Raw genomic sequence first — 24,026 nt, 5'->3', positions numbered from 1 at the left:
TCTGCTGCTATCGGGAAAACGGATTCATCCAGCGGTCGCGCACGGCAGCGGCGGCGCTGGAACCGCCACGCCGGGCACACACAGTTTGATTGATCAGCCCTTCGAGACCACCGCGCGGCCGTAAGGCGGCTGCGCCTGGACCGGCGGATTGGTGGTCTGGGCGGCGAGCTCGCCGATCAGGCGGTCGGCGTCGGCGGCCATGCCGTCGGGCGCCTGGATCACGAGGCGCTCCAGCCCCCAGCGATAGGACGAGACGCGCTGCTCCAGGCATTGCTGCACCCACTGGATGATCAGCGAGTTCTCCTGCATGCGCGCGACCGCATCCTCCTTCTCCTTCGGCGAGAGGGCGGAGACGCGCGCCATGCTGGCATTGCGCTTCTTGTCGAGGTCGATGACGCGGATCGCGGAGGCGAAAAACGGCTCGAAACGGGTGATGTCGTTGCGCACGTCCTCGATCAGCTGCGCATAGCGCGACGAATGCGAGCGGTGCGGCTCGTCGATCAGCGTGCGGCCATACATGGTGCGGTCGAACACGACCTTCTGCTGCCAGGGCGACGGCAAGGCCTTGTAGTCGCCGAACACGCTCTTCCACGCGGGGCGCGACAGCGGCGGCTCGATCAGGGGATAAGCGAGGTCGCGCAGCTGGCGCTCCTCGTCGGTCAGCTGGAATTGCGATGGCTTGAGGCCGAGGCTGCCGGTGACCTCGGCGCCGAGCCAGCTATGCATGTCGTCGCTGCGCATGCTTTCGCGGGTACGGCCGAAATCGCCGCCGCTACAGGCGGCAAGGCTCGCGCCCACAGCTGCGAGCAGGAGGGCCGTACCGAAAGGCCGGAGATGGCGAATGGTGTCCGGCATTGCAAAAACCTGACGTCAACGACGGCGACGACGACGTCCCGGCGCAGTGCCTGCTTCCGGCCCGCGATCGCCGCTGGTTTCGTCCGCCTCGCGCTCGATGCGGATCACGGGAAGGATCAGAATGGTCCCCATGTCCGCGCTCGGCGCCACGTCCCCCGATGAGCCTACCCGGCGACCGGCCGGAAATTCGATGATGGTCCCCATGTCAGCTCTCTCAATTGCCGCGCGATGAAATGCGCTCCTGCAACATGAGGGGCATTAGGATCAGTTTATGGTTAACGGGGTGTAAACATGGGCTTTGGACCGTAACCGCACGGGCCCGGCCAGCCCGTCCCGTTGCGGCACGAGAAGCCCTTAAATTGCAGGGCTGGCTTCACGCCTCGTTTTCCTTAACGAGCCTTTAAAGGAACCTGCGCTAGCCTCGGGCCGAGTATCTTTTCCGAGTTGCGTACGCCTCCATGACCAAGTCGCTGTTTCCCGGATTCGACGGGTTGATGAACCTGTCCCGTCGCGAAGGCGTCGATGTTCGCCCGACGCTGCTGCGCGTGCTGACGGACCTCTATGTCCAGACCCGCATCCACAGCGACGACGAGCAGCGCCAATTCGTCGAGCTCGCCACACGATTGATCGACCAGGTCGACGATGCGACGCGCGCCTCCGTCAGGGCAAAGCTTGCGATCTATCCGCAGACGCCCGTCCCGGTCCTGCAGAAGCTCGGGCTGGTCGCGGCCCAGGAAGGCCGCAGGGTCCCGCTCGCGCGCGAAATCCCCTCGCCCCCGGCAGCGCCCTCCCCGGCGCGCGCGCCGACCGAAGCCGAGCAGCGCATGGCCGCGAACCTGGAGATGCAGCCGAAGGACGCCGCCGAGATCCACGACATGTTCTTCCGCGCCGGCGCAACCGAGCGCGCGCTGATCCTGCACAATCTCGCGCAGACGCCGCTGAAGGCCGCACCGCGGATTCCGACCGTGCGCGCCAAGCGCGCGATCCAGATCCTGGAGATGGCGGCGATCGCCAACGACGCCGAAAACTTCACCTTCGAACTCGGCGACAGCCTGATCCTGCCCTCGCGCGTGGCAGGCCAGATCGTCGACGATGCCGGCGGCGAAGCGCTCGCGATCGCAGCGCGCGCGCTCGACATGCCGAGCCCGAACTTCCAGCGCATCCTGCTGTTCTTCAAGCCCGAGATCGGCAACTCGGTGGACATGGTCTATCGGCTGTCGCGGCTCTACGATCGCCTCAGCGACCGCTCCGCGCTGGTGATGCTGGCGGCCTGGCGTGGCTCGACGCTTGCTGTGACCCGCGCCAAATATCAGCCGTCGCTGCACGACAGCGACCGCCAGCGCGCACGCGCGAGTGCCAGCCAGACGCGGCCGGGCGTGCAGCCGGGCTCCGCGTCTGGGGCGCGGACCGGCACCGGTGGATCGTCGGATCGGTAACGCCAATCTTCACAGGCAGCGACAGTGGATGTGGGGCGCGCGACACCTCCCCAAGCTCGTCATTGCGAGGAGCTCTTGCGACGAAGCAATTCAGAATGCCTCCGCGGAAGGATTCTGGATTGCTTCGCTATGCTCGCAATGACGATGCTGCCCCGGCAGCGCGCCAGCCTGCGGTCTCGTGCCCCGGACGCAGCGCAGCGCTTCTTAGCGATGCGCTGCAGAGCCGGGGCCTACGCAGCAGCGAGTGCCGCAGCCTGCTGGGTCCCGGCTCTGCGCCGCAACGCAAGAGCGTTGCAGCGCGTCCGGGACACGAGAGAGGTGGACGCCGCTACTCCGCACTCCGTCATAGCAATGACGGCGGTTAGGTCTTCGCCAGGTCGAGAAAATGCCGCCCGGCGCGGTCTTCGGTCTCGACGATCCAGGCATCCGGATCGAAGCGAAGTTCCTTGGTCAGACGCTCCTCGACGGCTGGCTCCGGCATCGGCTGCGGCGCAAGCGGCACGAAGAAGCGATCGACCGGCCGGCCGTCATCATAGGAGGTCTGCGGCGCCGGCACGTAGAGCATCGCATTGCCGTCGAGCAGCGACACTTTGACGAACACCGCGCCCGCCTCCTCGGCGCCGCGACGGCGCACGGCGCCGAACACGCCCTCGGTCTGGCACCGGCGCAGATAGGCTGAGACCCAGATATTTGATTTCAAACGCATCAGCGCACGATAGGCCAGCGCTGCAATCAGCACCAGCCTCCAAGATTCAGTCTTCGCTCAGCGATGACGCTTATTCGACGGGATGACCGATCGCGGCCCCGAGCTCGCGCAGCAGGCGGTCGGACACCTGGCCGGTGACCTGCATCTTGTGCTCGCGCTCGAATTTCTGAATCGCGGACTGGGTCTCTGCGCCCATCGCGCCCGTGATCTTCAAATTGCCGTAGCCGTATTCGGACAGCGCGCGCTGCACGCCGGCGATACGCTTCGCGGCCGGGCTCTGCTGCACCGGGATCGGCGCCGGCGGACGCGCGACGGCGACCGCGGACGGTTGCGGTGTCGTGGCCTTGATCACCAGATTGGTCATGGGATCGCCGGTGCGCGACGTCGAGGCTGTCGTCTCGGCGGGCTTCTCAGGCGCCTTCTCGGCAGGCTTCGGCTCGACGCGAAACTCGGTCGCCTTCGGCTCGAGCGGCGAGGTGTCGGCACCGACGGGGCGCGGACGCGGCATGGGATTGGACAGTGCTACCGCCGAGGGCGCGGGAAGATTGATCACGGTGCCGAACATCGGCGCCGGGTGCCGGCCGGTCTGGAGGAACAGCGCGTTGGCAACGATCGCGGTGATGGCGGCAACGGCGACGAGGCCGGCCAGCGTATCCTTGGGGCTGTGCAGCAGCACGCGCATCACAAGGTTGCGCTCGGTCTCGACATCGACAACCGCGGCCTTGGCACCACGACGGCGCGGAGCGGCTTCGCCTTTGGCAGACTTCTTAGGCACTTTTCTTCACCGGAGCAGGTTGATCCTGAAGGTCTTCGTGAGGTTCGCTATGAGATTCCTGGCGCAGCACCGGCGTCAGCGTCGCGATCTTGCGCTCAGCCGGTTTCGTTTGCGGCGGCGTGTAGACAAGCGGCAGCTTGACGGTGACGGCGGTACCCTCGCCGAGCCTGCTTTGTACCGTCATTTCACCGAGATGCAACGCCACAAGGCTCTTCACGATGGAAAGGCCGAGACCGGTCCCTTCGTGACGGCGCTGATAGGTCTTGCCGCATTGGAAGAACGGCGCGCCGATGCGCTTGAGATCGTCGGGCGCGATGCCGACGCCGGTGTCGCTGATGCGCAGCGTGAGCTGCGAGCCCGTCACCGCGGCGGTGACCGAGACCTGACCGCCGCGCTCGGTGAACTTGATGGCGTTGGCGACGAGATTGAGCACAATCTGCTTGAAGGCCCTGGGATCGCCGGTCATCACCGGCAAATCCTGCGGCGCGTCGGTGACGAGGTCAATGCCGTTCTCCCGCGCCTTCAGCGCCAGCAGATTGCAGCAATGCATCAGCGAGGCGCGCGGCGCGAATGGCTCCGACGCAATCTCGAAATTGCCCGATTCCATCTTCGACATGTCGAGGATGCCGTTGACGACCGACAGCAGATGCTGACCGGAATCGTTGATGAGCTGGGCGTATTCCTTGCGCTGGCTGGCTGCCAGCATCAAGGTCTGCTCCTGCGCAATCATCTCGGAGAAACCGATGATGGCATTGAGCGGCGTGCGCAGCTCGTGACTCATGGTGGCGAGGAAGCGCGTCTTGGCGGCATCGGCCGCTTCCGCCGCGCTGCGGGCCTGATCGAGCGCCTGCTCGGACAGCTTGCGATCGGTGATGTCGCGCATCACGCCGACGACTTCGGCCTCGCGCGTGGCATCACGGCCGAGATCCTGGTCGAGCGGACGGCAACGCATCTCAACCCAGATGAAATCGACCTGATTGCGCTCGGAGCCGACAGGCTCCCGCCGCAACCGGAACTCGACGCTGCGGACGTCGCCGCGCGCGGCATCGGACAGCGCCGTGAGATAGGCCGGACGATCGGCGACATGGACGCGGTCGAACAGGCCGTGGCCGTGCAGCTGCGCCACTGATATGCCGAGCATGACTTCTGCGGCCGGCGAGATGAACTGCACCGCGCCGTTGCGCTGATGCCGCGAGATGACGTCGCTCATGTTGCGCGCGAGCAGGCGATAACGCTCCTCCTCCCGCGACAGCAGCGCAACGCTGGTGCGGGCGAGCGATTCCGCGCCGAAGGCAAGGCCCGCAGCATAAAGAGTGGCTGAAGCGACGCCGAACGCCATCAGCACGCCGCGCTGCGCGGTTCCCGGCTCTTCCACCGGCAGCCAGCCGAGCTGGCTGACCAGGATCAGCATTCCGGCGCAGGACAGCGCGAGCAGCGACGCGAAGGCCGCGACGCGACGCGAGGCCGATAGCGCAGCTTCGAGGGGAACCACGACCAGCCAGACCGCAGCAAATGATTCGATGCCGCCGGTCGTGACCGCAACCGCCATGATCAATCCGGCGAGCGCCAGCGACGACAGCACATGCGCGCCTTCGTAGCGTCCGGTGCGCGACAGGAACCAGGACAACATGATGGGCGCGATCAGCCAGGCGAAGGCTGCGACCTCGACCGCACTCGGCGCGCCACGCATGGCGAGATAAACCGGGAATGCGGCAAAAGCCGCCAGGCTGCCCAGCAGCCGCGGCGCCATGAAGGCACGATGGCGTGCACGCGTCAGCGCATCGTAACGCGCGGAGGGATGCAGCAGCGCATCGAGACAATCGCGGATGATACTCAAAACTGTCACGGGTCTCGCGCTTCGGCTCACTCGTCGAGAAGACGCGCCGGAACGCCTCCTTATCGTTGAGCCACCGTGTCAGAGCGACCTTAAACGAGTGCTAAGGCGATGCCGCGTGCAGCCGGACACCGTGTCATCGCGGAGCTTTTTAGACGATTTGACGACGTCTTCAGCGGGGATGGTGAACACAGGGTTTCACCTTGCTTCTCATGGTTTCGAATTGGTGGATATGTGAACCCGGCGGAATTACGGGCATGGGCATCAATGGAAAATTTACGAGACTGCGACTTCCGACAATTTTTGCGTAAATTTTCCGCGAATTAAGCGGAAGGCAATCACTTGCGATTTATCGAGAGTTGCTAGGTCCGACACGCTCTGCGGGGATCGCCGCGGCGGGATCTAACGTACAGGTCGATAAGATGCGCTTTCTGCTCCGCATCACATTCTGGCTCGGGCTGGTGCTGGTGCTCCTGCCGCGGGACAAGACACCCGAATCGGAGAAGCTGCCGCAGATCGGTGCTGCCGACGCGGTGCAGGCCGCGACCGCGGCCGTCTCCGACATGACCCAGTTCTGCAAGCGCCAGCCAGCGGCCTGCGAGGTCGGCGGACAGGCCGCGACCATCATCGGCCAGCGCGCCCAGGACGGCGCGCGCAAGATCTACCAGATCATCAACGAGAAGAAAGAGCAGCTCGATAAGCCCGACAAGAGCGACAAGAAGGCGCCCGACCACACCGGCTCGATCGCGCTGGCCGGTGAAGGCGATGCCGCATCGGGCGAGGCGCCGCGCGACACTCTGAGCCAGGACGACCTCGCGCTGGAATGGCGCGGCCCTGCGGCGGCGAATTAGCCCCCCAAACCCTATCGATTTCACGGCTTTCCGTCCCTATATTGGCCCAAAGAGGAACTTTGGGCCAATATGACGACGATTGACGACATCAGGGACAATTTCGAGCTTCTGGACGAGTGGGACGACCGCTACCGGTACGTCATCGAGCTCGGCCGCACCCTGGAACCGATGCCCGAGGCCGAGCATTCCGCCGCCAACAAGGTGAATGGCTGCGTCAGCCAGGTCTGGCTCCAGAAGCTGGTCGACCGCGATGGTGGCGCGCCGATCCTGAAATATCGCGGCGACAGCGACGCGCATATCGTGCGCGGGCTGGTCGCCATCGTGCTCTCGCTTTATTCCGGCCGCACGCCGCAGGAGATCCTCGCCACCGACGCGATCGCGGTGTTCAACGAGTTCGGCTTTCGCGATCATCTGAGCCCGCAACGCTCCAACGGCCTGCGATCGATGGTCGAGCGCATCAAGACCGATGCGAAAGAGGCGCTCGCGGAAGCGTCCTAGGAATTTTACTTCCGCTTCCGCTGCTGCTGTCCCAGACCCATCTGCTTTGCCAGTTGCGAGCGCGCCACTGCGTAGTTCGGCGCGACCATGGGATAGTCGGCGGGCAGGCCCCATTTCTCGCGATATTGCTCCGGCGTCATATTGTACTGGGTGCGCAGATGGCGCTTCAGCGACTTGAAGCGCTTGCCGTCTTCGAGGCACACCAGATAGTCCGGCGCGATCGACTTCTTCAGCGACACCGCCGGCTTTGCCGGCTCGAGCGGCACGGCCTCGGTGCGGCCTGACGAGACGCGCACCAACGCGCCGTGCACCTGGCTGATCAGGTTCGGGATCTCGGCGGCCGGCGTCGGGTTGTTGCCGACATAGGCCGACACGATGCTCGCCGTCAGCTCAATGAAATTCTTGGCCCCGGCATCCGACATGGCCCGACCTTTCCCTCATGCGCCTCCTGGCAGAGACGCCACCAAAGTATTCCGTGTCAACAATACGTTCGGCTGAAATAAGACGACAGACGAATATGGGCTGATTACTGACGACAGCGGCAGCACTTTACTTGTGAATGCCCGGCTTAGCCACGCTGGTCGAGATGGGCGCGCAACTCGTCGATCGAGGCAAAGCGCATCATGCCTTCCGGCATCTGCGCTTCGATCGAGCCGTCGGAATAGAGCGAATAGGCCATGCCGTCGACGATGCCGGATTTGAGCACGGTCACCGGCGGATGCTCGACCTCCGGCTCGGGCGCAGGTGGTGGCGGCGGTGCGGCCTCGGTAAAGGTCGATCGCGAGCGCGGCGGCGGGTGGCGCGCGGCGGCCGGCGGCTCAGGAGGGCGCATCCGATCCTGCTTTGGCCAGGCGTCGTCGAAGCTTGCGGGCGGCGTGTCCGGGGCGGCGGGCTCTGCATGCGGCTGCGATGGCGGCGTACCGTCTGTGGCCTTTGCCTCCGCGCGTTCGCGTTCCCTGCGCGAGGTCGAGGCGAACAGCAAATTGCGCCGGCGCGGCGCTTCCGAAGCGTCAGGCGGCGTCGGCATGTCCGGCTCCGGAACTGACGGCGGCTCGACCCGCGATCGCTCCCGCACCGGTGCTTCACCTTGCCATGGCGGAGGCGCGGCGGGCGCTGGCGGGGCCATCGGCTCGGTCCGCATCGCCGGAGCAGGCGTCGGCGCGGGAGCTCCAGGCACTGCGAGACCCGGCAGCACCGGCCTGACCAGAACCTCGGACGGTGCGCCGGCCAGCCGGCGGGCGATGCCCTTCAGCTCCGCGACCACGACGTAGAGACCAGCCAGTAACATTCCGGAGCAGACGCCGATCGTGCCGGAGATTATGAGGGTGCTGCCAAGGCTGAATTCCCTGACGGAAAAGCCAAAAGCGACCGCAAGGAGGCCCGCCACGACGGCGACGATGCCCGCGATCAACAATGCCAAGGTCATCGAACTCACCCCAAGCCGCGCGTCCACGCGCGACATCCTCTACGCCACGATACCGTCATACTGTGTTCCTCGCCAACGGCCAATTGTTGGCAGCGTTCCTTAGAGGAAGGAAATCAGGGACTTATTCACATTCCCTTCAGCTACGGATCGTTACTGCTAGTCTGCTCCGGGTTGCAAGGATTTGCTGCGTCGCATCAGGAATTTAGCCATAATGCCCAATTACTTGGTAATGGAACTGCGCTATAGGGATTCCGGGGAAATGGCCCGCGCGCACCGGCAGGGCCAAGAGGGGATTCCGGGTCACCAATAGCCATGACATCCATCACGACTTCGGCGATCGACACGCCTCTGCGGCGCTCGGTCGAACGGACTTGCGACGATCTCGCCATGCTGGTGCTGGCGGCGGTCGCCGTCATTGCAGGCTTGACCTTCCGCGACTACGGGCTCGGCTGGGACGATTACACCCACGCTGAATACGCCGATTTGTTGCTGCGCATGTACGGTTCCGGCTTCAGGGACACCGCGGCGCTCTCCTTTGCCAATCTCTATATGTATGGCGGCGGCTTCGACATGGTCGCCGCCCTCCTCCACAAGGTCATTCCGCTCGAGCTGTTCGAGACGCGTCGCTTGGTCGGTGCGATTGTCGGCCTGATCGGACTTGCCGTGACCTGGCGGCTCGGCCGCCGCATCGGCGGACCGCTTGCAGGGCTTGCGGCGGTGCTGTTGCTCGCGCTCTGCCCGATCTTCTACGGCCACATGTTCATGAACCCGAAGGATGCACCCTTCGCGGTGGCGATGATCATCCTGATGCTGGGTCTCGTCCGGCTCGCGGAGGAATATCCGCAGCCCTCGCCGCGCACCATCCTGATCGTCGGCCTGGGTGCCGGCCTCGCGCTCGGCACGCGCGTTCTCGGCGGCCTTTCGCTGGTCTACGCCGTGATCGGCTTCATGCCGCTGTTGCTGGAGGAGCTGCGCACCGAAGGCCTGCGCGAGGCGGCCCGCCGCTTTGTCCATGTGGTCTATGTGCTGCTGCCCGGGCTTGCGCTCGGCTATCTCGTGATGGGCCTGATCTGGCCGTGGTCGATCATGGAGCCCGGCAATCCCTTCGAGGCGCTGACCTACTTCTCGCACTTCTTCGAGAAGCCCTGGAAGGAGATGTTCGACGGCGCGATCGTGTCCGTGCCCGACATGCCCTGGTCCTATTTGCCGACGCTGTTCGCGCTGCAGCTGTCCGAGGTGATGCTGATTCTGTTGGGCGGCGCGGTGTTCAGCACCTTCGCCATGCTGCCCCGCCGCGAGGTTCCGGGGCGCCGCAAGACCATCCTCCTGATGCTGACGCTGGCGGCGACCCTGCCGCTCGCGATCGCGATGGTGAAACGCCCGGCGCTGTACAACGGCATCCGCCACTTCGTCTTCGTGATCCCGCCGATGGCGGTGCTCGGCGGCGTCGCCTTCGCCTGGACCATGGAGCGCCTGCGCGCCAATCATCGTGCCTGGCAGCCGGTCGTGCTCGCCACCTTCTGCTTTGGCCTCGCGCTGCCGCTCGCGGAGATGATCCGTCTGCATCCCTATCAATATACGCATTTCAACCACATCGCCGGCACCGTGCGCTCTGCCGACGACCGCTTCATGCTGGACTATTGGGGCCTGGCGCTGAAGCAGGCCTCGGATGAGCTGCGCGAGCAGCTCGTGGAACGCCAGGAAGCGCCGCCGCGCAACCGCAAATGGAAGGTCGCGGTGTGCGGTCCGCAGCGCCCCGCCCAGGTCGCGCTCGGGCCCGACTTCACCATCGGCTGGGATTCCAATGCCGCCGATTTCGCCATGACGCTCGGCGAGTTCTACTGCAAGGGCCTGACCGCGCCCGTTCTGGTCGAGATCAAGCGCGACGACGTGGTGTTCGCCCGCGTCTACGACATCCGCGGCAGCAGCATTTCCAGCCTGCTCTCGATCCCGGCGCCGTAATAATTTTCTCCTGACTCCTAGCCCGGATGTAGCGCCAACGACATCCGGGACAGCGACCGCCCCCCGCATTCCGCTGGCGCTCCATGCGGGCTACGCTTGACTGCCGCGCTTTGTGCGCCTTGCCGCCTGCCATCACCGCGACTACGCTCCCTCCCCGCAACAACGATGTTTCGGAGAGACCAGCCATGTCACCAGCGGAAGCGCGCCTGAAGGAAGTGCCGTCTGATATGACGGAGGCCGAGTGGCAGCAACGGGTCAATCTCGCCGCCTGCTATCGCCTCGTCTCGCTGTACGGCTGGGACGATCTGGTCGACACCCACATCTCCGCCCGCGTGCCCGGCCCCGAGCATCACTTCCTCATCAACCCCTACGGGCTGATGTTCGACGAGATCACGGCCTCGAGCCTGGTCAAGGTCGATTTGCACGGCAACCAGCTGTCCGAGAGCGAGTACAGCATCAACCCGGCCGGCTTCACCATCCATTCGGCGATCCACGAGGTGCGCGAGGACGCGACCTGCGTGCTGCATCTCCACACCCTCGACGGCACCGCGGTGTCGAGCTCGGCCGAGGGGCTGCTGCCGCTGAATCAGACCGCGCAGCTCGTCACCCACGACCTTGCCTATCACGACTATGAAGGCATCGCGCTCGACCACGACGAGCGACCGCGGCTGCAGAAGGACCTCGGCGACCACAACCACATGCTGCTGCGTAACCACGGCACGCTGACGGTCGGCCGCTCGGTCGCCTCCGCTTTCGAGCGCATGTACCACCTCGAGCGCGCCTGCTCGATGCAGGTGCGCACCCGCGCGCTGGGCACCCCGGTCTATCCGGTCGACGATATCGCGATCGACAAGAACACCGAGCTGCTCGCCAACCGCGACCGCGCCGAGCTGCGCGCGACCAACCTGGTGTGGCCGCCCCTGCTGCGCAAGCTCGACCGCGAGTTGCCGGGCTACCGGTCTTGAAATTCTTGGGATTTCGTGTAGGATAGTTTTCGAACGACCTCTGCACGTTTCGGAATGAAACGCCGCCCAATTCCGGGCGGCGTTTTTATTTGGGGCAGGTCGCCGCCACACCCGTCATTGCGAGGAGCTCGCGACAAAATTGCGAAGCAATTTTGCGCTGATGCGACGAAGCAATCCAGACTGTCTCCGCGGAGGGATTTCTGGATTGCTTCGCTTCGCTCGCAATGACGGATGAAGGTCTCGTAGGGTGGGCAAAGCGAAGCGTGCCCACGTCTTCGTCGCGATCGGGGAGAGATGGTGGGCACGGCGCTTTGCGCCTTTGCCCACCTTACGGCACCGCCGCCTCTACTTCACCTCGGCCAGCGCCGCGAGAATCCGGGCCCAGGAGCGGATGCCCTTCTGGAAGCTGCGGAGGTCGTATTTCTCGTTCGGCGAGTGGATGTTGTCGTCGTCGAGACCGAAGCCGACCAGCAGCGAGTCCAGGCCCAGCGTGCGCTTGAAATCGGCGACGATCGGGATCGAGGCGCCGGAGCCCATCAGCACGGTCTCCTTGCCCCATTCCTCCGACAGCGCCTTGCTGGCGGCCGCAAGCGGCTTCATGTTCCAGTCGAGCGCGACGGCGGGTGCGGCGGAATGATCGCCGAACTCGACCTTGCAGTCACCCGGGAGCCGCGCGGTCACGTAGTCGCGAAAAGCCTTGCGGATCTTCTGCGGGTCCTGCCCTTCGACCAGACGGAACGAAACCTTTGCCGAGGCGTGCGACGGGATCACCGTCTTGGAGCCTTCGCCGATATAGCCGCCCCAGATGCCGTTGACGTCGCAGGTCGGACGCGAGGACGCCTGCTCGATCAGCAGCCGGCCCTTCTCGCCGGCCGGGATCGACAGCCCGATCGGCTTCAAGAACATCTCCGGCGTGAGATTGAGCTTCTTCCACTGCTCCAGGATGTCGGGCGGCAGATCCTGCACGCCGTCATAGAAGCCGGGGATGGTGATGCGGTTGTCGTCATCGAACAGCCCGCCGAGAATCTTCGTGAGAACCCGGATCGGGTTCATCGCGCTGCCGCCGAACACGCCGGAATGCAGATCGCGATTGGCAGCCGTGATCTTCAGCTCTTCATAGAGCAGGCCGCGCAGCGACGTCGTGATCGCCGGCGTGTTGCGGTCCCACATGCCGGTGTCGCACACGAGCACGTAATCCGCTTTGAACTCGTCCTTGTTGGCCTCGATGAACGGGACAAAGTTCTTCGAGCCGACTTCTTCCTCGCCTTCGATCAGGAAGGTGATGTCGATCGGCAGCGAACCCGTCACCTTCTTCCAGGCGCGGCAGGCCTCGACGAAGGTCATGACCTGGCCCTTGTCGTCCTCGGCGCCGCGGGCGACGATGATCTTGCGGCCGTCGGCATGATCGGTGACCACGGGCTCGAACGGCGGACGATTCCAGAGATTTTCCGGATCGACCGGCTGCACATCGTAATGGCCGTAGAAGATGACGTGCGGGCGGCCGCCTGCGTTGGTCTTGCCGACGATGGCGGGATGGCCGGCGGTGGCGCGCACTTCGGTTGCGACACCGAGGCTCGCGATATCCTTGGCGAGATGCTCGGCGGCCGCCTTGCAATCTCCGGCAAAGGCCGGATCGGCGGAGATCGACTTGATCCGCAACAGCGAGAACAGACGCTCCAGGCTGTTGTCAAAATCCTTGTCGATGTGGTCGAGCACGGATTGAAGCTGCGGATTGGCCATGGTCGGATTCCCTGCGTTCAAGATGTCTTGTCGTTCAAGATGCTTTGGCTTTTAGCGCCGTCTCGGGCTCGGAGCCAGAAGCAACCGGCGGATGGCGGATGTGCCATGCGAGGCTACCTGCAAGAATGGCCGTGGCAATGAGGTTGTTGCCCCAGGCCTGGATGACATTCGGAAACCACGGCAGCGCCAGCAGCATGAGGATGCCGGCCGCGCCCAGCGCCAGCCAGGTTCCCAGACGCACATTCGGCCGCACGTCGAAGGCGGCACGATGCATCAGCACCGTCATCGGGAAGAACAGCCACATGAAGTAGTATTGCCGCGCCAAAGGCGAGGCGACCGTCATGAGGCAGAACAGGATGCCGAGCTCCTCGGCATCCGAGCGCGCCGTCCGCCGCGCTTGCGGCGGCATCACCGCGAGGAATCCTAGCCCGAGCAGCGCCGACACCGCGAGCACGATCAAGTTCGCCGTCTTGTAGTCGACGTCGATGATGTTCATCGTGCGCGGTGGCTTGTTGGGATCTTCCTGATTGTAGTTGATCGGCCGGACCAGGCGGTGCGTGACCGCAATGACGGACTGGTTGACCCACGACCAGTTCTGCTCGTCGCGCTGGCCAAAGCCCTTTTCCGAGCTCGTGCCGACCATGCCCTGGTACCAGGTCTTCAGTTCGGCCGCGTTGCGCTCGAAGCCGCGGATCGGCGCCGGCACGACATAAAGAAGGATGCCGGTGAAGGCGACGGTCGCGACCACGGCCGCCCACTGCCGCCGCCAGATGAGATAAGGCAGCACCGCGATCGGAAACACCTTGATGGCGGTGGCGAGCGCGAACAGGAAGCCTGCGAGCCAGCCCCGCTGATGCTGCAAGCACCAGAAGCCCCACAGCATCATCGCGAGCAGGACGAGGTTCGGCTGGCCAAGGTCGAACATGTCGAACACGAAGGTCACGGTGACCAAGGCCGGCAACGCTTCCAGCCATGGGCCGGCCCGTTGGCCCGATCCCGTCATGGCATTGGAGAACATGCCCGTGTACCACCACGCCACGACATTCAGGATCGACAGGACGGTGTAGAGCGCGATCTTGCCGAACCAGCTCGGGATCGCCAGCAGGATCGCGGGCAATGGCGGATAGATGAACTCGAAGTACTCCCTGACATCGCCGGGATAGAGCGGCCCTCCCTGCAAGACCTGCTGTCCGGCCCAATACCAGAGCCCATAATCCTTGGTCTTGCCGTGGCCGAAGATCTCCGGACCGAGAACATCAGCGGTCAGGATCAGGCAACAGAGCAGGAAGAGCAGGTCGAGCGGCGCATGCAGCGAGAAGGTCCGGAGTGCGCCCGGTTTGTCTGATAGATTCGGTGATGTCACATTATGTCCAGTCGGCAACAGGTAGCACGTAGCAGACCGGCGGACGCTTGGAGAGTCCCCCTCACCCAAATTTGTACCGTCGCGCGCTCGCCCCCGGCAGACGAATTGCCCCAAACAGGGCTTGACTTGCCTACCTCCGCAGCAGGCCGCCAAGCGCGCCGCGGACCAGGGTGCGGCCGATCGAGCCGCCGAGCTGGCCGGCAACCGACTTGCCGACATTGGCCGCCATTCCTCCGATCACCTGGTTGGTCACCGATCGCGTCACGTCGCGCGCGATGACCTGGCCCGCCGACAGGCGACCCCGCTTGACGTTGGTGCCGAAGATGGTGCCGACGATCGAGCCGATCTGGCCGAGGATGCCTCCACCTCCGCCGACCGCGCTGGTATCCGCCGTCGCCGCCGTGCCGGCGATGCGCTTCTGGATCATCTCATAGGCTGACTCTGCATCGACGGCGGTGTCGTATTTGCCCTTCACAGGGCTTGCATCCATGATCGCCTTGCGCTCTTCCGGCGTGATCGGCCCGATCCGGGCGGATGGCGGCCGGATCATGACACGCTCGACCATCGCCGGCGTGCCGTTGCCTTCGAGGAACGATACCAGTGCCTCGCCCTTGCCGAGCTCCATGATCACCTTGGCGGTGTCGAGCTTCGGGTTGGGGCGGAAGGTCTGGGCCGCGGCGGCGACCGCCTTCTGATCGCGTGGGGTGAAGGCGCGCAGCGCGTGCTGCACCCGGTTGCCCAATTGTCCGAGCACGCGGTCGGGAACGTCGACCGGGTTCTGCGTCACGAAGTAGATGCCGACACCCTTGGAGCGGATCAGACGCACCACCTGCTCGATCTTGTCCATCAGTGCCTTCGGCGCATCGTTGAACAACAGATGCGCCTCGTCGAAGAAGAACACCAGTTTTGGCTTGGGCAGATCGCCCGCTTCAGGTAGCTCCTCGAACAGCTCCGACAGCATCCACAGCAGGAATGTCGCGTAAAGCCGTGGACTCTGAAGCAGCTTGTCGGCAACAAGGATGTTGACCATGCCGCGGCCGTCGCGGTCGGTCTTCATGAAATCCTTCAGCGTCAGCGCCGGCTCGCCGAAGAATTTGGAGGCGCCCTGATTCTCCAGCACCAGCAACTGGCGCTGGATGGTGCCGACGGTGGCCTTGGTGACGTTGCCAAACCCCTGCGCCGCCTTCTTGATGTCGGCAAGCGGACTTTCCTCGGCGTCCGCCGCCTTCTTGCCTGCGTCGGGCACGATGGCATCGAGCAACGCGCGCAGATCCTTCATATCGATGAGGGTCAGTCCGGCGTCGTCGGCGACGCGGAAGGCGACGTTGAGCACGCCTTCCTGCACATCGTTCAGATCGAGCATGCGCGCGAGCAGCAGCGGCCCCATTTCCGTGACGGTCGCCCGCACCGGATGGCCCTGCTCACCGAACACGTCCCAGAACACCGTGGAGAATTGATCAGGCTGGAACGTCAGCCCCATCTCGGTGGCGCGCTTGACAATAAAATCCTTGGCCTCGCCGACCTCGGAGATGCCGGAGAGGTCGCCCTTGATGTCGGCCGCGAAGACCGGGACACCGGCGCGCGCAAATCCTTCCGCCATGACTTGCAGCGTCACGGTCTTGCCGGTTCCAGTTGCACCGGTGACGAGGCCGTGGCGATTGGCGAGCGCGAGCGTCAGCCATGCCTGCTCGTCTCCCTTGCCGACGAAGATCTTGTCGTCGGTGTCGTCGAGCTTGCTGTCCTGTGCCGTCATGATGCTCTCTGATCTCTCTGCCGTGTTTCGCGTATTGAAACCTAAATGCACCAGTTCCGTAGTTTAACGCATGTCGCGTGTCGATTAAAACCGTTCAACATGCCCTGAACATGCGACATTGTCGGAAAAGAAGCCGACGACATCAGACAAAAGTCGGAACGAGGCGTTCGCACCGCGGCAATTTTTTGCCGATTCCATCTCCGCTCTTGCATCGCTGCAACACTTTCCGCGCGTTCGAGAATGAATCGGAACGTTGGTCGCGTTCATCGCTTGAATTTCACATCACACCGGCTCAAGATCGTTTTTCGAAGAAATACTCCGGCGTGCAACCGGCTGAGGGGCGAGCTTTATGGACGAGCTGATCGGGCGGCTGGCGACAAACGCCAGCATAGACGGTGCTGTGGCTGAAAAGACCGTCGGCATTATCCTGGGCTTCCTTCGCAACGAGGGTCCTTCCGACAGCGTCCAGGCCCTGATCGATCAGATTCCCGGTGCTGAAGCAGCCATCGAGGCGTCCAGGAGCGGCGGCGGACTATCGCGGCTGATGGGTGGCGGCCTGATGGCGGTAGGCACGCGCCTGATGGGCCTTGGACTTGCCATGTCCGACATTCAGACGATCGCCCGTGAACTTTTCCGCTTCGGCCGAGACAAAATCGGAGCGGATCAGATGGGCAAGATCATTGCAGGGACTCCCGGCCTCAGCCAGTTCGCCTGAGGCTTTCGCATTTCATATCGAGTATCATGACATATCCGATTTCCGAGATTGAGGGCCTGTCGGCCTTTGCCGCCAACAAGTTGAAGGCGCAAGGCATCCGCACGACCGACGCGCTGCTCGAGGCGGCCTCGACCGTGAAGGGCCGCAAGGCGCTCTCCGCTAAGACCGGCATCAGCGAGCAGCAATTGCTCGAATGGGCCAACGTCTCCGACTACATGCGCATCCCCGGGATGGGCCGCGCCAAGGTCGGCCTCGTCCGCGCCGCCGGCGTCACCACCGTGCGCGAGCTCGCCTATCGGAATCCGGCAAGGCTCGCCCAGAGCATGCGGGACGCCAACGAGAAGAAGAAGCTCGTCCGCATCCTGCCGTCGGAGAAGTCGGTCGGCGACATCATCGCCAGGGCGAAGAAGCTGCCGCCGAAGATCACGTATTAGGGCCGCTCTCGCGTCATCCGACCTGCAGCCATAGCTCTCGGTGTCATACCCCGCGAAGGCGGGGTATCCAGTACGCCACGGCTCCTCCGTATCACCACACTGCCTCGGAGTACTGGATTTGCCCGCTTTCGCGGGCAATGACAGTCGAGTGTTGGTCTTGAACTCCCCCTCCCCGACCGCTAAAGCGAGCCGCATGAATGCCTCGCCCTCCCCATCCGTCCCGTCGGCCGGCTCGGCCGGGGCTGATACGTTGCGGAAACTGCTGGAACGACCGATCCCGGCAGTGATGGGCGTGCTCAACGTCACCCCGGACTCCTTCTCCGACGGCGGCCAGTTCATCGCGCCCGAGCAGGCGCTGAAGCGGGCGCAGGCGATGATCGAGGCTGGCGTCGACATCATCGATATCGGCGCGGAATCCACCCGGCCCTACACCGGCGCGAAGACCGTCACCGCTGCGGACGAGCTCGCCCGGCTGAAGCCGGTGCTGGCAGGCCTGGTAGCGCTCGGTGTGCCGGTGTCGATCGACAGCATGAAGGCGGACGTGGTCGCCTTCGCACTCGACCAGGGCGCAGCGATCGCCAACGACGTCTGGGGTCTGCAACGCGATGCGGCCATGGCGCCGCTGGTCGCGGCGAGAGGCGTCCCAATCATCGTCATGCACAACCGCGACAGCGTCGATCCCACCATCGACATCGTCGTCGACATGAAAGCGTTTTTCCTGCGCTCGCTGGATATCGCCGCGAAAGCGGGCATCGCGCGCGAAAAAATCGTGCTCGATCCCGGCATCGGCTTCGGCAAGACCGCCGAGCAGAGCATGATCGCGCTGGCGCGGCTCGGCGAGCTCGACATGTTCGGGCTGCCGATCCTGGTCGGCGCCTCGCGAAAACGCTTCATCGCCTCGGTGTCGCCATCGGAGCCATCGGAGCGGCTCGCCGGCTCGATCGCCGCGCATCTGATCGCCGCACAGAAGGGCGCAAAGATCATCCGGACCCATGACGTCGCCGAGACCTTGCAGGCTCTGCGGGTCGCGCACGCAATCGAGAGCAAGCCAGAGAGCAAGCCATGACCGATACGATCTTCGTCACCGGCCTGTCGATCCACGCCCGCCATGGCGTGATGGAGCACGAGACCGAGGTCGGCCAGCGGTTCGTCATCGACCTCGAACTCTATACCGACCTGTCGGAGCCTTCGCGCAGTGACCGGCTCGCCGACACCGTGTCCTACGCCGAAGTCGTGGCGACCACGACGGCGGCGTTCAAGAACACCAATTACAAGCTTTTGGAGCGCGCGGCCGGCGCGGTGGCCGATGCCATTCTGTCGCACTTCCCGCGCATTCGCGCCGTGAAGATCACCGTGCACAAGCCGCATGCGCCGATCGCCGCGATCTTCGACGACGTCGGCATCATGCTGACGCGCTCGCGGCATCCCTGACATGGCAAGCGTGCTGATCGCACTCGGCGGCAATGTCGGCGATGTCCGCGCGACATTCCGTAAGGCGATCGCCCATATCTGCGGCATGGCGCAAGCCGCAATGATCGCACGCTCCTCGGACTACAGCACCCCGCCCTGGGGCGACGAGGATCAGGATCCTTTCGTCAATGCCTGCGTCGAGATCGAGACCGGCCTCGATCCGCACGCGCTGCTGTTCGTGATGCAGAAGGTCGAGCAGAAATTCGGCCGCACGCGCAACAAGGACCGGCAATGGGGCCCGCGCACGCTCGATCTCGACATGATCGCCTATGACGATGTGTCGTTTCAGAAGCCCGACCTGACCCTGCCGCATCCGCGCCTGTTCGAGCGGGCCTTCGTGCTGGTGCCGCTGGCGGAAATCGCGCCCGACCGCGTCATCGCAGGCATTCGTGTGCGTGACGGGCTTGCCAGCGTCTCGACGCAAGGCATTGAGCGGCTTCGGGATACCGGTTAACCAAAAACAACCGTTTGCAGAGACGGCCCGCCGTGGCAATTTCGGCTGCGAACAACAAGATTTTTGGGAGCCCCTGGCCGCATGACCTCCGTGACTGACGACCTGCCGCTGGCGGCCGATTTTCCCAAGGCGACCGTCGAAGACTGGCGCAAGCTGGTCGACGGCGTGCTGAAGGGCGCGCCGTTCGAGAAGCTGGTCGGCAAGACTTATGACGGACTCAAGATCGAGCCGCTCTATCCGCGCGCCACAGGCGTTGCGCCCGTGGTGGGGCGGTCTGCGGCAGCGCCCTGGCAGATCGTGCAGCGGATCGACCATCCCGACGCGGTGGCCGCGAATGCGCAGGCGTTGCAGGACCTCGAGAATGGCGCGACGGGGCTCGCACTGGTGTTCGCCGGCGCCAATGGGGCTTACGGTTTCGGCCTGGAACCTTCGGCCGATGCGGTCGCAACGGTGCTGAAGGACATTCATCTCGACGCCGGCATCGGGATCGAGCTCGAGATCGGGCCGCAATCGCGGATGGCGGCGATCCATGTCGCGGAATATGTGAAGAGCAACGGCCTCGATCCCGCCGCCTGCAACATCCGCTTCGGCCTCGATCCGCTTGCAGCTTGCGCGGTGTGGGGACACAGCCCTTATACCTGGGACGAAATCGCTCCTGCCGTCACCGGCGGCATCAAGGGTCTCGCCGCGCTTGGCTTCAAGGGGCCGTTCGCGTCCGCTGACGGCCGCGTGATCCATGATGCTGGCGGCTCCGAGGTGCAGGAGCTTGCTTTCGTGCTCGCCTGCGGCGTTGCTTATCTGCGCGCGATTGAAGGCGCCGGCGTTCCGCTGGAGCAGGCGCAAGGCATGGTCTATGCGCGGCTCTCTGCCGACGCCGACCAGTTTTTGACCATGGCCAAATTCCGCGCGCTGCGGTTCTTGTGGGCACGCATCGAGACGGCGTGCGGGCTGACGCCAAAGCCGCTGTTCATCGCCGCCGATACCGCCTGGCGCATGCTGACGCAGCGCGACCCCTATGTGAACATGCTGCGCGCGACCATCGCGACATTCGCGGCCGGACTCGCCGGTGCCAACGCGATCACCGTGCTGCCGCATACGCTGGCGCTCGGGCTGCCCGATCCGTTCGCGCGGCGCGTGGCACGCAACACGCAACTTCTGCTGCTGGAAGAAAGCAACCTCGCCAAGGTCAGCGATCCCGCGGCCGGTGCCGGCGGCATCGAGACACTGACGGCGCAGCTCTGCGACGCCGCCTGGACACTGTTCCAGGACAGCGAAAAAGCCGGCGGCGCTTTTGCCGCGCTTCAGCAGGGTGTGTTCCAGAACAAGGTCGCAGCCGCGCGAAAGGCGCGTGAGGCCAACATCGCAAAGCGCCGCGACGTGCTGACCGGCGCCAGCGAGTTTCCGAACCTGCATGAGCGCGAGACGACGGTGCTGAAGGCGACACCGATCGCGCTCGCACCTTACGGCGAGCAGAAATACAAGTTCGACGCGCTGCCGCCGATCCGGCTGGCGGAACCGTTCGAGGCACTGCGCGACAAATCCGATGCTGCGTTCAAGGCGCGCGGCGCCCGGCCAAAAGTGTTTCTGGCCAATCTCGGCACGCCCGCCGATTTCACCGCGCGCGCGACTTTTGCAAAAAGCTTCTTCGAGGCCGGCGGCATCGAGGCCGTGGACAGCGAGGGTTTTGCCGATCCAGCCAAGCTGGCGGCCGCCTTCAAGGCCTCCGGCGCCGGGCTCACCTGCCTTTGTTCCAGCGACAAGGTCTATGCGGAACACGCCGAAGCCGCTGCAAAGGCCCTGCAAACTGCAGGCGCACGACATATCTATCTGGCGGGACGTCCGGCCGAGGCCGAGGCGGTCCTGCGGGCAGCGGGCGTCACGGGCTTCGTCTTCGCCGGCGGCGATGCGCTTGCCACGCTGCAAGACGCTTATGTTCGGATGGAGCAGGCATGACCGAGGCCAGCAAACCCGTTCTCACCGGCGGCTGCCAATGCGGCGCAGTGCGCTTTGCGCTGACCGCCGCGCCGAACAAGATTTCGATCTGCCATTGCCGGATGTGCCAGAAGGCCAGCGGTGCGCCGTTCGCCTCCTTTGCCGACATCAACCGGACCGATTTTGCCTGGACCAAGGGCGAGCCGGCGTTCTTTCGCTCCTCCTCGATCGCCGACCGCGGCTATTGCGCCGCCTGCGGCACGCCTCTCAGTTTTGGCCGCATCGACGGCGAGCGGATCGAGATCATGACCGGCGCCTTCGACCGCCCCGACCGGCTGGTGCCGACAAGGCAATACGGAACCGAGTCCCGCCTAGGCTGGGTGGTCGGGATCTCCAATCTGCCAAGCCAGACCACGCAGCAGAATTACGGCCCGGAGAAGATGGCGACCATCGTCAGCCATCAGCATCCGGATCATGATTGAGCGTCTATGATATGGTTGAAACCATGAGCCGCATTCCCAATTTCGCCGATGTTGCGTTCGAGCGCGCCGCTACCGCTGCGCCGTCAGGCAGCGCCGAGCCGTGGCTGACGCCCGAGGGCATTCTGGTGAAACCCGCTTATGGCGAGGCCGATCTCGCCGGGCTCGATTTCCTCGAGACCTATCCGGGCATCGCGCCCTATCTGCGCGGCCCCTACCCGACCATGTATGTCAACCAGCCCTGGACCGTCAGGCAATATGCCGGCTTCTCCACGGCCGAGGATTCCAACGCGTTCTACCGCCGCAATCTCGCGGCCGGACAGAAGGGCCTGTCGGTCGCCTTCGACCTCGCCACCCATCGCGGCTATGACTCTGACCATCCGCGCGTCGGCGGCGACGTCGGCATGGCCGGCGTTGCGATCGATTCCATCTACGACATGCGCACGCTGTTTGCGGGCATTCCGCTCGACCAGATGAGCGTGTCCATGACCATGAACGGCGCGGTGCTGCCGATCCTCGCGCTCTACGTCGCGGCTGCGGGCGAACAGGGCGTGGCGCCGGAGAAGCTGTCGGGCACCATTCAGAACGACATTCTGAAAGAGTTCATGGTGCGCAACACCTATATCTATCCGCCCGCGCCCTCGATGCGGATCATCTCGGACATCTTCGCCTACACGTCTCAAAAGATGCCCAAATACAATTCGATCTCGATCTCCGGCTATCACATGCAGGAGGCCGGGGCGACGCAGGACCTCGAGCTCGCCTATACGCTCGCCGATGGCGTCGAATATCTGCGCGCCGGCCTTGCCGCGGGTCTCGACGTCGACCGCTTCGCGCCGCGGCTGTCGTTCTTCTGGGCGATCGGCACGAACTTCTTCATGGAGGTCGCCAAGCTGCGCGCCGCGCGCCTGCTCTGGGCGAAGCTGCTGAAGCCGTTCAATCCGAAGGACCCGCGCTCGCTGTCGCTGCGCACGCATAGCCAGACCTCGGGCTGGTCGCTGACCGCCCAGGACGTCTTCAACAACGTGATGCGCACGACGGTGGAGGCGATGGCGGCCACCCAAGGCCATACTCAGTCGCTGCACACCAACGCGCTCGACGAGGCCTTGGCGCTGCCGACCGATTTCTCGGCGCGCATCGCCCGCAACACCCAGCTCTTCCTGCAGCAGGAGAGCGGCACCACCCGGATCATCGATCCCTGGGGCGGCTCGTATTATGTCGAGCGCCTCACGCGCGACCTCGCCGCGAAGGCCTGGGGCCATATCCAGGAGGTCGAGGAGCTCGGCGGCATGGCCAAGGCCATCGAGGCCGGCGTGCCAAAACTGCGCATCGAGGAGGCCTCGGCCAAGACCCAGGCCCGGATCGATGCCGGCAAGCAGGCCGTGATCGGCGTCAACAAGTACAGGCCGACGGACGAAGCTCCGATCGACATTCTCAAGGTCGACAACACCAATGTCCGGCGCTTGCAAATCGACAAGCTGACGCGGCTGAAATCCGAGCGCAACCAGAAGGACGTCGACGCGGCGCTTGCCGCGATCACGCGCTCGGCGGGCGAAGGCAACGGCAATCTGTTGGCGCTCGCGATCGACGCGGCGCGGGCGAAAGCGACCGTCGGCGAAATTTCGGACGCGATGGAAAAGGTGTTCGGCCGCCACCGCGCCGAGATCAAATCCATCACCGGCGTCTACAAGCGGGAAGCATCCAGCATGGGCAACCAGGTCGAGAAGGTTCAGGCGCTGATCGATGCCTTCGAGGAAGCTGAAGGCCGCCGCCCGCGCATCCTGGTCGCAAAAATCGGCCAGGACGGCCACGACCGCGGCCAGAAGGTGATTGCGTCTGCGTTTGCCGACATCGGCTTCGACGTCGATATCGGGCCGCTGTTTGCGACCGCCGACGAAGCCGCGCGACAAGCGGTCGAGAACGACGTGCACATCCTCGGCGTCTCTTCGCTCGCTGCCGCCCACCTCACCGCGGTGCCTGAATTGAAGGCTGCGCTGAAGAAGCAGGGCCGCGAGGACATCATGATCATCGTCGGAGGCGTGGTGCCGCCGCAGGATTACGATGCGCTCTATGCGGCCGGGGCCGAAGCGATCTTCCCGCCGGGGACCGTGATCGCGGACGCGGCGGAGGAGCTGATCCGCAAGCTGAATGCCCGGCTCGGGCATAGCGAGGCGGCGGAGTAATTCCGTTGTTGCTCGGCCTCCAGACATCAAACCGGCAGGCATGTTGGCGGGACTGATCTTCACAAGCCGGTGTTCGCGCACCGCGTTCTGGGCCGGTTCATCTTGCGATCACTGCGCTCGGACGCATCGGTGCCGGCCGGATAGAAACAGAAATTCACGGATATTGAAGTGACATATCATCGTGCGCGCGCGGGG

General features: G+C 64.5%; 23 protein-coding genes. 13 read left to right on the top strand and 10 right to left on the bottom strand.

The window, feature by feature from the left end:
* Positions 1-93: 93 nt before the first annotated feature.
* Together B5V03_RS09135 and B5V03_RS09130 are read right to left on the bottom strand one after the other, a co-directional pair.
* Positions 94-855, bottom strand: a complete 762-nt coding sequence (locus B5V03_RS09135) for a hypothetical protein (protein ID WP_129269309.1) — start codon at positions 853-855, stop codon at positions 94-96.
* Between the two features lie 15 nt (positions 856-870).
* Positions 871-1,059 (bottom strand): hypothetical protein, encoded by a 189-nt coding sequence (locus B5V03_RS09130; RefSeq protein ID WP_129269307.1) that lies wholly within the window; start codon positions 1,057-1,059, stop codon positions 871-873.
* A 254-nt stretch (positions 1,060-1,313) separates the two neighbouring features.
* Between B5V03_RS09130 and B5V03_RS09125 the strand changes: the two genes are divergently transcribed.
* The gene (locus tag B5V03_RS09125) at positions 1,314-2,291 is read left to right on the top strand and encodes a DUF2336 domain-containing protein (protein WP_129269305.1); all 978 of its coding nucleotides are present in this window, start codon (positions 1,314-1,316) and stop codon (positions 2,289-2,291) included.
* A 361-nt stretch (positions 2,292-2,652) separates the two neighbouring features.
* Here the strand turns inward: B5V03_RS09125 and B5V03_RS09120 are convergent, their stop codons facing one another.
* From B5V03_RS09120 to B5V03_RS09110, 3 genes are all read right to left on the bottom strand, one after another.
* Positions 2,653-2,997 (bottom strand): DUF1491 family protein, encoded by a 345-nt coding sequence (locus B5V03_RS09120; RefSeq protein ID WP_129269702.1) that lies wholly within the window; start codon positions 2,995-2,997, stop codon positions 2,653-2,655.
* Positions 2,998-3,067: 70 nt separating this feature from the next.
* The gene (locus tag B5V03_RS09115) at positions 3,068-3,772 is read right to left on the bottom strand and encodes a peptidoglycan-binding domain-containing protein (protein WP_129269303.1); all 705 of its coding nucleotides are present in this window, start codon (positions 3,770-3,772) and stop codon (positions 3,068-3,070) included.
* Positions 3,765-5,618: a PAS domain-containing sensor histidine kinase gene (locus B5V03_RS09110; RefSeq protein WP_164987888.1), complete on the bottom strand. Its 1,854-nt coding sequence runs from the start codon at positions 5,616-5,618 to the stop codon at positions 3,765-3,767. The genes B5V03_RS09115 and B5V03_RS09110 overlap by 8 nt, the downstream gene beginning before the upstream one ends.
* Positions 5,619-6,028: 410 nt before the next feature.
* Between B5V03_RS09110 and B5V03_RS09105 the strand changes: the two genes are divergently transcribed.
* Both B5V03_RS09105 and B5V03_RS09100 read left to right on the top strand, forming a co-directional pair.
* Entirely contained in the window at positions 6,029-6,457 is a 429-nt protein-coding gene (locus tag B5V03_RS09105) for a DUF5330 domain-containing protein (protein WP_129269299.1), read from the top strand.
* A 69-nt stretch (positions 6,458-6,526) separates the two neighbouring features.
* Complete coding sequence (locus B5V03_RS09100) at positions 6,527-6,955, top strand: SufE family protein (RefSeq protein ID WP_129269296.1); 429 nt, start codon at positions 6,527-6,529, stop codon at positions 6,953-6,955.
* A 5-nt stretch (positions 6,956-6,960) separates the two neighbouring features.
* On the opposite strand, the gene B5V03_RS09095 is transcribed toward B5V03_RS09100, so the two are convergent.
* Entirely contained in the window at positions 6,961-7,377 is a 417-nt protein-coding gene (locus B5V03_RS09095) for a MucR family transcriptional regulator (protein WP_129269294.1), read from the bottom strand.
* A gap of 146 nt (positions 7,378-7,523) precedes the next feature.
* Positions 7,524-8,381: a DUF308 domain-containing protein gene (locus B5V03_RS09090; RefSeq protein WP_164987887.1), complete on the bottom strand. Its 858-nt coding sequence runs from the start codon at positions 8,379-8,381 to the stop codon at positions 7,524-7,526.
* A gap of 312 nt (positions 8,382-8,693) precedes the next feature.
* On the opposite strand from B5V03_RS09090, the gene B5V03_RS09085 reads away from it, so the two are divergent.
* On the top strand, positions 8,694-10,343 hold the full coding sequence (locus tag B5V03_RS09085) for an ArnT family glycosyltransferase (RefSeq protein WP_129269290.1): 1,650 nt from the start codon (positions 8,694-8,696) through the stop codon (positions 10,341-10,343).
* Positions 10,344-10,528: 185 nt separating this feature from the next.
* Positions 10,529-11,308: a class II aldolase/adducin family protein gene (locus tag B5V03_RS09080; protein ID WP_129269288.1), complete on the top strand. Its 780-nt coding sequence runs from the start codon at positions 10,529-10,531 to the stop codon at positions 11,306-11,308.
* A gap of 345 nt (positions 11,309-11,653) precedes the next feature.
* Here the strand turns inward: B5V03_RS09080 and B5V03_RS09075 are convergent, their stop codons facing one another.
* From B5V03_RS09075 to B5V03_RS09065, 3 genes are all read right to left on the bottom strand, one after another.
* Positions 11,654-13,048 carry a M20/M25/M40 family metallo-hydrolase gene (locus B5V03_RS09075; protein WP_129269286.1) on the bottom strand — a complete coding sequence of 465 codons (1,395 nt, stop codon included), beginning with the start codon at positions 13,046-13,048 and terminating at the stop codon, positions 11,654-11,656.
* A 34-nt stretch (positions 13,049-13,082) separates the two neighbouring features.
* Positions 13,083-14,411: a glycosyltransferase family 87 protein gene (locus tag B5V03_RS09070; protein WP_164987886.1), complete on the bottom strand. Its 1,329-nt coding sequence runs from the start codon at positions 14,409-14,411 to the stop codon at positions 13,083-13,085.
* A 130-nt stretch (positions 14,412-14,541) separates the two neighbouring features.
* A complete protein-coding gene (locus B5V03_RS09065; protein WP_129269284.1) occupies positions 14,542-16,164 on the bottom strand; it encodes a helicase HerA-like domain-containing protein in 1,623 nt (540 codons plus the stop codon).
* 349 nt (positions 16,165-16,513) lie between these two features.
* Here B5V03_RS09065 and B5V03_RS09060 point away from each other — a divergent pair, with 349 nt between their 5' ends.
* The 8 genes from B5V03_RS09060 to scpA all read left to right on the top strand — a co-directional run bounded on the left by B5V03_RS09060 (position 16,514) and on the right by scpA (position 23,831).
* A complete protein-coding gene (locus B5V03_RS09060; RefSeq protein ID WP_129269282.1) occupies positions 16,514-16,879 on the top strand; it encodes a DUF2267 domain-containing protein in 366 nt (121 codons plus the stop codon).
* Positions 16,880-16,905: 26 nt separating this feature from the next.
* A complete protein-coding gene (locus B5V03_RS09055; protein WP_129269280.1) occupies positions 16,906-17,313 on the top strand; it encodes a DUF4332 domain-containing protein in 408 nt (135 codons plus the stop codon).
* A gap of 193 nt (positions 17,314-17,506) precedes the next feature.
* Positions 17,507-18,379 (top strand): dihydropteroate synthase, encoded by an 873-nt coding sequence (folP, locus tag B5V03_RS09050; protein ID WP_129269278.1) that lies wholly within the window; start codon positions 17,507-17,509, stop codon positions 18,377-18,379.
* A complete protein-coding gene (gene folB / locus B5V03_RS09045) occupies positions 18,376-18,744 on the top strand; it encodes a dihydroneopterin aldolase (RefSeq protein ID WP_129269276.1) in 369 nt (122 codons plus the stop codon). Before folP ends, folB begins: the two co-directional genes overlap by 4 nt.
* Position 18,745: 1 nt before the next feature.
* Positions 18,746-19,237 carry a 2-amino-4-hydroxy-6-hydroxymethyldihydropteridine diphosphokinase gene (gene folK, locus B5V03_RS09040; RefSeq protein WP_129269274.1) on the top strand — a complete coding sequence of 164 codons (492 nt, stop codon included), beginning with the start codon at positions 18,746-18,748 and terminating at the stop codon, positions 19,235-19,237.
* A gap of 81 nt (positions 19,238-19,318) precedes the next feature.
* Positions 19,319-21,190, top strand: a complete 1,872-nt coding sequence (locus B5V03_RS09035) for a methylmalonyl-CoA mutase family protein (RefSeq protein ID WP_129269272.1) — start codon at positions 19,319-19,321, stop codon at positions 21,188-21,190.
* A complete protein-coding gene (locus tag B5V03_RS09030; RefSeq protein ID WP_129269270.1) occupies positions 21,187-21,651 on the top strand; it encodes a GFA family protein in 465 nt (154 codons plus the stop codon). The genes B5V03_RS09035 and B5V03_RS09030 overlap by 4 nt, the downstream gene beginning before the upstream one ends.
* 23 nt (positions 21,652-21,674) lie before the next feature.
* The gene (gene scpA, locus B5V03_RS09025) at positions 21,675-23,831 is read left to right on the top strand and encodes a methylmalonyl-CoA mutase (protein WP_129269268.1); all 2,157 of its coding nucleotides are present in this window, start codon (positions 21,675-21,677) and stop codon (positions 23,829-23,831) included.
* The last annotated feature ends 195 nt before the right edge of the window (positions 23,832-24,026 follow it).

It is taken from the genome of Bradyrhizobium betae (assembly GCF_004123905.1).
GTDB lineage: Bacteria > Pseudomonadota > Alphaproteobacteria > Rhizobiales > Xanthobacteraceae > Bradyrhizobium > Bradyrhizobium betae_A.
This window is presented reverse-complemented; position numbering and strand designations above follow the sequence as displayed.